Genomic DNA, 6,733 nt, shown 5'->3' on the forward strand with positions numbered 1-6,733 from the left:
GGTTCGCGGCCGGGCGGGTTTCCTCCGCGGCCCGCTCGTCCGTCGCCACCGCACCGCCGCCGGGAGCGGCGTCGGCTGCCGAGGCGGCGGCCGCATCCGGCCCGTAGTACGAGGTGCGCTTCGACGGGGCGACGCGCGTGAGCACGACGCCGAGCGTGCGGGCCTTCACGGCGTCGAGGGCGTCCACCGCCTCGGCGAGCTGCGCGCGCCGGGTCGAGCGGGCCCGGGTGACGACGACCGCGCCGTCCGTCAGGTGCGCGAGCGTGAGGGCGTCGGCCGCCGGCAGGATCGGCGGCGTGTCCAGGACCACGAACTCGTAGCGCGCGGTCAGGTCCGCCATCAGGGTCGCCATGGCGGCGGACCCGAGCAGCTGGTTGGGGTTCGGCGGCACGGTGCCCGAGGTCAGCACGTCCACCCCCGGCGCCCACGGCTGCACGGCGTCCTCGGCGCGGGCCCCGCCGACGAGGATCGTGGTGAGGCCGACGGCTCCCTCGAGCCCGGTCTGGTCCGCGACCGTCGGGCGTCGGAGGTCGGCGTCGACGAGCAGGACGCTCTCGGCGTGCTCGCTCAGCGCGAGGGCGAGGTTGACGGCCGTGGTCGTCTTGCCCTCGCCGGGCACGGCGCTCGTGACGGCGAGCGAGCGGATGGGGGTGTCCACGTCCGCGAACTCGAGGTTCGTGCGGATGCGGCGGTACCCCTCCGCCGCGGCGCTGTGCGGCGCCGCGAGCATGGTGATCCCGTCGGCCTGGTCCCGGCGCTCGACCTGGCCGACGACGGGCGCGTCGGTGGCGCGCGCGACGTCGCGGTCGGTGCGGATGCGCGTGTCGAGCACCTGGCGGGCCAGCGCGTAGAGGACGCCGAGGGCGAGCCCGGCGAGGATCCCGGTGAGGGCGATGAGGCGCGTGTTCGGGCCGATCGGGTTCCGCGGCACCTGCGCCTCGGCGACCGTCGTCAGCTCGACGGAGGGGTCCCCGGACGCGTTCGCGGGAGCGAGGTCGCCCGCCACGTCGGCGAGCGAGTCGCTGATGGCGTCCGAGATGCGGGCCGCCTGCTCGGGGACCGCGTCGGTCACGGCCACGTCGATGATGACCGTGTTGAGCGGAGTGTCCACGGTGATGCTGCGCGCGAGCGCGGTGGGCGTCGTCTCGAGCCCGAGGCGCGTGATGACGGGCTCGAGCACGGCGGGCGTCGTCGCCAGCTGCGCGTACGACTGCACGAGGTCCTGGGAGAACGTGGACCCCTGCACGAGCTCCGTCGTGGTGTCGCCCTGCGTGCTGGAGACGAAGACGCTGCTCGAGGAGCGGTAGCTGGGGGACAGCGTCGCCGCGTAGCCGTACGCGGCCGCCCCGCCGACGAGCCCGAGGAGCAGGATCGTGATCCATCGTCGTCGAAGCGCTGTCCAGTAGTCGTGCGGATCCATGTCCCGCCCCCTCGTGTGTGTGATGTCGAGTCTGTCTGCCCGCTTCCCGGCGGGCGCGTGGTCCTGCGCGATCCGCGTCCCCCCGTCCGGGGCTCCGCGGTCGCGTGTCAGCGCCTCGCGGCGCCGAGCATCGTGCCCACCGACCGCGCGATGCGCTGCCGGTAGAGCCCGGGTCCGTGCCGGTGCTCGGCGCGGAAGCGGTCGCGGGCGGCCCGGGCGCGGTAGGCGTCCCAGTCCGTCGCGATGTCGTGGAGGGCGTCCGCGAGGGCGGCCGGATCCGAGGGCGGCACCATGAGCGCCGACTCGTATCCGCCTGCGGCCTCGCGGAGGCCGGAGGTGTCGCTGACCACCACGGGCCGCGCGGCCAGCAGGGCCTCGACGGCGGTGTTGCCGAACGGCTCGTCGACCCGCGAGGGCACGACGCACACGTCGGCGGCGGCCACGAAGGGGGTCACGTCGGCGTGGAAGCCGTGCAGCGTGATGCGGTCCTCGAGGTCGAGGACGCGGATCGTCGTGCGCAGCTGCTCCTCGTACGCCTCGTATCCGGGGAACACCGCGCCGACGATGTCGAGGCTCGCCCGGGCTCCGCGGTCGCGGAGCTCGACGATCGCCTCGACGGCGACGTCCACGCCCTTGCGGTCGGAGAGCCGGCCGACGTACAGGACCCGGAGGCCGCCGTCGAGCGCCTCCCGCGCGGGCACGACGTGCGCGGGACCGGGCACGCCGTTGTAGACGACCTCGGCGCGGCGCGCGACCCGCGGGAGCGCGCGGCCCAGCACGTCGACGCTGTAGCGGCTGTTCGCGACGACGGTCGTGGCGAGCGCGAGCGGCAGGGCGAGCGCGGTGCCGACGGCGCGCGACGCGGACCCCTCCGCCTCGTGCACGTGGGCGAGGACGGGACGGCCGGTGAGGCGGCCGACGAGGATCCACAGCGGGATCGTGACGGTGTTGACGTAGACGGCGTCGGGGCGCGTGCGGCGCACGAGGCCGAGCCCCGCGGACAGGCCGCGGACGGACTGGCCGACCAGGGTCGCGAAGCCGCGCGGGCGCAGCATCGACTTCCGGAGGACGGGCGTGGGGGCGTGGTGCACGACCGCGCCGACGCCCGTGAGCGCGGCGACGAGCGGGCCGTCGGTCGGCAGGGTCACGAACGTGCGGGCGCCCGCGGCCACGAGGCCGGCGACGCTCTCGAGCAGCACGCGGTCGGATCCGTAGAGCTCGGCGCTCGGGTGCGCGACGAGGATGGTGCGGCCGCGGAGGTCCGCGCCCTCGTCCTCTGCCTGCGCGAGCGCGTGCTCCACGCCGGCGAACGCGGTCACGCGGTGACCCGCGCGGATCCCGCGGCGGCCTCGGCGCGGCGCGCGTCGAGCGCGCCCATGTCGCGGAACCACTTCACCGACGCGAGGGCGAGGTGCCCGGCGTTGGCCAGCATCATCAGCGCGTAGACCGCGAGGAAGACGACGGGGGCGCCGAGCAGCGCGAACACGATGCAGAGGAAGCCGTAGTCGGTGGGGATCACGAGGAGCGACCGCAGGAGCGTCGAGCGGCCGGCCTCGGGGGCGGTGGCGCCGGTGACGGCGTGCACGCGCTTCAGCTGGTCGTTGAGGATCATCGCGAAGAAGCTCGCCGCGGCGACGATCGCGTAGGCGATGGGCACGAGCAGCCATGCGTCGGAGTCGGTGGCGGGCCAGCGGTGCATCGACACGAGCACCGCGAGGTGCAGCGACGAGATCTTGATGCAGTCCACCACATGGTCGAGCCACTCGCCCGAGAGCGAGCCGCCGCCGCGGAGCCGCGCCACCTGGCCGTCGGCCGAGTCGAACGCGTAGCCCACGGCGAGGAGCAGCCACACGGCGATGCCCACCCAGGCGGCGGGCTCCACCAGCGCGATGAGCGCGATCCCCGTGAAGGTGAAGGCCGCGCTGATCCCGGTGACCTGGTTCGGGGTCAGCCCCGCGCGGTACGCCCACGCGGCGAGCAGCCGGCCCGCGGGCCGGTTGACGCGGATCGAGTACGCGGGCGCGCCCCGGGCCGCCTTCTTCTGCGCGGAGGCCAGGCGGCGGACGACGTCGAGGTAGGACTCGGCGCGCGGGTCGGCGGTCGTCGTGGCGGTCATCGGCTCTCCTCGAGGAGGAAGGAGGTGCGGCTGGCGTCGGCGGGGCGGAGCTCCGGCTCCCAGCGGGTGGCCGAGCGGACGCCGCGGCTCATCCCGTGCGTGGAGTAGCCGCGCGTCATGCGGGCGGCGAGCTCCTCGTATCCGTCGGCGATGGCGTCCCAGTCGTAGGTCTCCTCGGCGCGCTCCTGCAGGCGGGCGCCGATCGCGACGGCCTCGTCGGCGGCGGCCTCGGCGCCCTCGACGAGCGCGGCGACGCCGGCGGCGTCCGACCAGAAGCGGCCGTCCTCGCCGAGCACGTCGCGGTTGAACACGTTGTCGTTGGCGAGCGTCGCGGTCGCGGCGCCCATGGCGCGCAGCAGCGACGGGTTGGTGCCGCCGACCGAGTGGCCGTGGACGTAGGTGAGCGCGTGGGCGTAGAGCTGGTCGAGCTGCTCCTGGTCCCACACCCCGCCGAGGCGGTGGATGCGCGGGTCGGCGGTGGCGACCTGCTCGATGCGGTCGGTGTACGCGGCGGAGTACGGCGCGGATCCGACGACCACGAGCGGGAGGGTCGCGTCCGAGGCCGTGTACCCGTCGACGATCACGTCGACGTGGTTCTCCGGCTCGAAGCGCGCGACGACGAGGTGGTACTGGCCGGGCTCGAGGCCGAGCTCGGCGAGGCGGTCGCTGGCGGGGTCGCGCAGGATGTTGGCGCCGTACGTGAGCAGCTCCGTGGGGATCCCGAACTCGTGGTCGTAGTAGTCGGCGATGCCCTGGGCGTCGGAGATGAGCGCGTCGGCGTTCTTCACGGCCATCTGCTCGGCCACGCGGTAGTACTTCTTCCCCATGCGGCCCCACTTGCCGCGCTTCCACTCGAGGCCGTCCACGTGCACGGCCGTGGCCACGCCGCGCGAGCGGATGAGGGGGACGAACGGCGCGTTGGCGGCGTTGAACACGAAGGCCGCGTCCTGCCGCTTGCCGAAGGCCAGGTGGATCGCGGACAGCGCGGTGTGGCTGAGCGTCTCGATCGACTTGGTCTTGAGCGCGGGCAGGTGCACGAGCGTCATGCCGAGGTGGGTGCGCGGACGCGAGCGGTTGGCCGAGCGGCAGTAGACGGTGACGTCGTGGCCGCGGGCGGCCAGGCGCTGGCCGATCTCCTCGATGGCGGTCTCGAATCCGCCGTACGCGGCGGGGACCCCGCGGGTCCCGACCATGGCGATCCGGAGTCGACGCGGTTCGATTGCAGACATCAGTAAGCCCCTACGGGTCGGGTGAGCACACGGAAGGTGCGCCACATGATCATCACGTCGCCGGTCAGGGACCAGTTCTCGACGTAGTACAGGTCGAGCCGGACGCTCTCGTCCCAGCTCAGGTCGCTCCGGCCGTTCACCTGCCACATGCCCGTGAGGCCGGGCTTGATGAACAGACGGCGGTGCACGTGGCTCTCGTAGCCCTGCACCTCGCGGCGCAGCGGCGGGCGGGGGCCCACCAGGCTCATGTCGCCGACGAGGATGTTCCACAGCTGCGGCAGCTCGTCGAGCGAGTAGCGGCGGAGCACGGCGCCCACGCGGGTCACGCGGGGGTCGCTCCGCATCTTGAACAGCGGGCCGGATCCCTCGTTCGCCGCCGCCAGCGCCTCGAGCTCCGCCTCCGCGGTGACCCGCATCGAGCGGAACTTCAGCATGCGGAACTCCCGGCCGGACTTCCCGACGCGCTCCTGGCGGAAGATGGCGCCGCCCGGGCTGTCGGCGCGGACGATGCCCGCGATCACGAGCATCACGGGCGCGAGGACCACGAGCGCGAGGCCGGCCACCGCGATGTCGAGGGCCCGCTTCATCACGTGCTTCCCGCCCTCGAACTGCGGGATCTCCACGTGGATGAGCGGGAGGCCCTCGACCGGGCGGAAGTGGATCCGGGGGCCGGCGACGTCGGTGAGCCGCGACGCGAGCACCAGCTCGATCGACGAGCCCTCGAGCTCCCAGCCGAGCGTGCGCACGGCGTTGCTGCCGGCGCGCGGCTGGCTGGCGACGATGACGGCGTCGGCGGCAGTCCGGGTGGCGGCCGCGGCGACGGATCCGAGGTCCGAGACGACGGGGATCGTGCGCCCCGCGACCTCGAGCCCGTCGAGGTGCTCGTCGATCGCGACGCCGACGACCGCGTAGCCCGATGCGGGGCGCAGCAGGATCTGCGCGGCCACGTCCTCGACGTCGGCGCGGGCGCCCACGACGACGACGCGGGAGAGGTGCGCGCCCTGGATCCGGCGGCGGATGAGCCACTGGCGCCAGCTCCACCGTGCGACCAGCAGCGCGGCGACGCCGAGCGGGAACGCCACGACCACGTAGCCCCGGGCGATGTCCACCTTGAGGAGCAGGAAGCCGACCGCGAGCGCGCCGAACGTGATGGCCGACGCGTTGACGACCCGCTTGTACTCGGAGACGCCGACGCCCACGATGCGGGCGTCGCGGGTGCGGAAGGCGCCGAGCACGGCGATCCACGCGGCCACGACCACGACCGAGACGACGCCGTAGTCGAGCTGGAGCGAGCCGGCGTCGACCGCCGCGTCCCCCGTGCCGAAGCGCGTGAGCTGGGCGACGACGACGGTCGTGACGATGATCGCCCAGTCGCTCGCGATGAGGCGGGTGCGGTAGTCGCGGGCCCAGCGGCGTCCCGAGGGGACGACGGGGGCGGCCGGCGCGACGCCGGATCCGATGATCGGGCGGTGCGCGGAGCGGCGCTCGGCGCGCAGGCGGGTGCGCTCGCCCCGGGCCGCGGGGCGGTTCCTCGTGGTGCTCATCGCGTGCCGGGCAGCGCGTCGAGCGGTCGCGTGGTGTCGTGGAGGCGGGTGGGCGCGTGGGGGCGCGGACGGCGGGTACGGTCCGGCGCCGATGACGGGTTCATCGGTGGTTGCCTGCGTTTCGGGTTACAGGTGGGTGGTGCGGGGTGCGACGCGGTCCGGGAAGACCTCGTCCGGTCCACGGCTCCGTTGAGGAACGGGCTGGGTGGGCCTGGTCCGGGGAGTGACCGTCGCGGGTACGACGGGTGAACACGGGGTGGTGACGGTGGCAATGCTAAACGCTCCCTGTGCCCCGTCGCCCCTCCCCCTTCGGGGGACGGATGCCCAGCCGGCGCCCGCGCCGACCCCGCCGCCGCCCGCGCGCGCTCCTAGCCCAGCACCGCAGCCACCTCCGACGCGCCCGCCGCCACGGCGACCACGGCCT

5 protein-coding genes are annotated in these 6,733 nt (G+C 74.3%); all 5 read right to left on the reverse strand.

The window, feature by feature from the left end:
* Positions 1 to 1,420, reverse strand: a 1,420-nt coding sequence (locus DZG00_RS10635) for a tyrosine-protein kinase domain-containing protein (RefSeq protein ID WP_119455606.1), incomplete at its 3' end; no start/stop codon positions are given.
* A gap of 107 nt (positions 1,421 to 1,527) precedes the next feature.
* Positions 1,528 to 2,739, reverse strand: coding sequence for a glycosyltransferase (locus tag DZG00_RS10640; protein WP_119382141.1), 1,212 nt, complete (start codon positions 2,737 to 2,739; stop codon positions 1,528 to 1,530).
* Positions 2,736 to 3,536, reverse strand: coding sequence for a CDP-alcohol phosphatidyltransferase family protein (locus DZG00_RS10645; protein ID WP_119382142.1), 801 nt, complete (start codon positions 3,534 to 3,536; stop codon positions 2,736 to 2,738). Before DZG00_RS10645 ends, DZG00_RS10640 begins: the two co-directional genes overlap by 4 nt.
* Positions 3,533 to 4,765 carry a DUF1972 domain-containing protein gene (locus tag DZG00_RS10650; RefSeq protein WP_119382143.1) on the reverse strand — a complete coding sequence of 411 codons (1,233 nt, stop codon included), beginning with the start codon at positions 4,763 to 4,765 and terminating at the stop codon, positions 3,533 to 3,535. Before DZG00_RS10650 ends, DZG00_RS10645 begins: the two co-directional genes overlap by 4 nt.
* Complete coding sequence (locus DZG00_RS10655) at positions 4,765 to 6,309, reverse strand: sugar transferase (protein ID WP_119382144.1); 1,545 nt, start codon at positions 6,307 to 6,309, stop codon at positions 4,765 to 4,767. The genes DZG00_RS10650 and DZG00_RS10655 overlap by 1 nt, the downstream gene beginning before the upstream one ends.
* Positions 6,310 to 6,733: the final 424 nt, after the last annotated feature.

Origin of the sequence: Clavibacter lycopersici, assembly GCF_003576405.1 — a bacterium.
In the GTDB taxonomy this organism is placed as follows: Bacteria; Actinomycetota; Actinomycetes; order Actinomycetales; family Microbacteriaceae; genus Clavibacter; species Clavibacter lycopersici.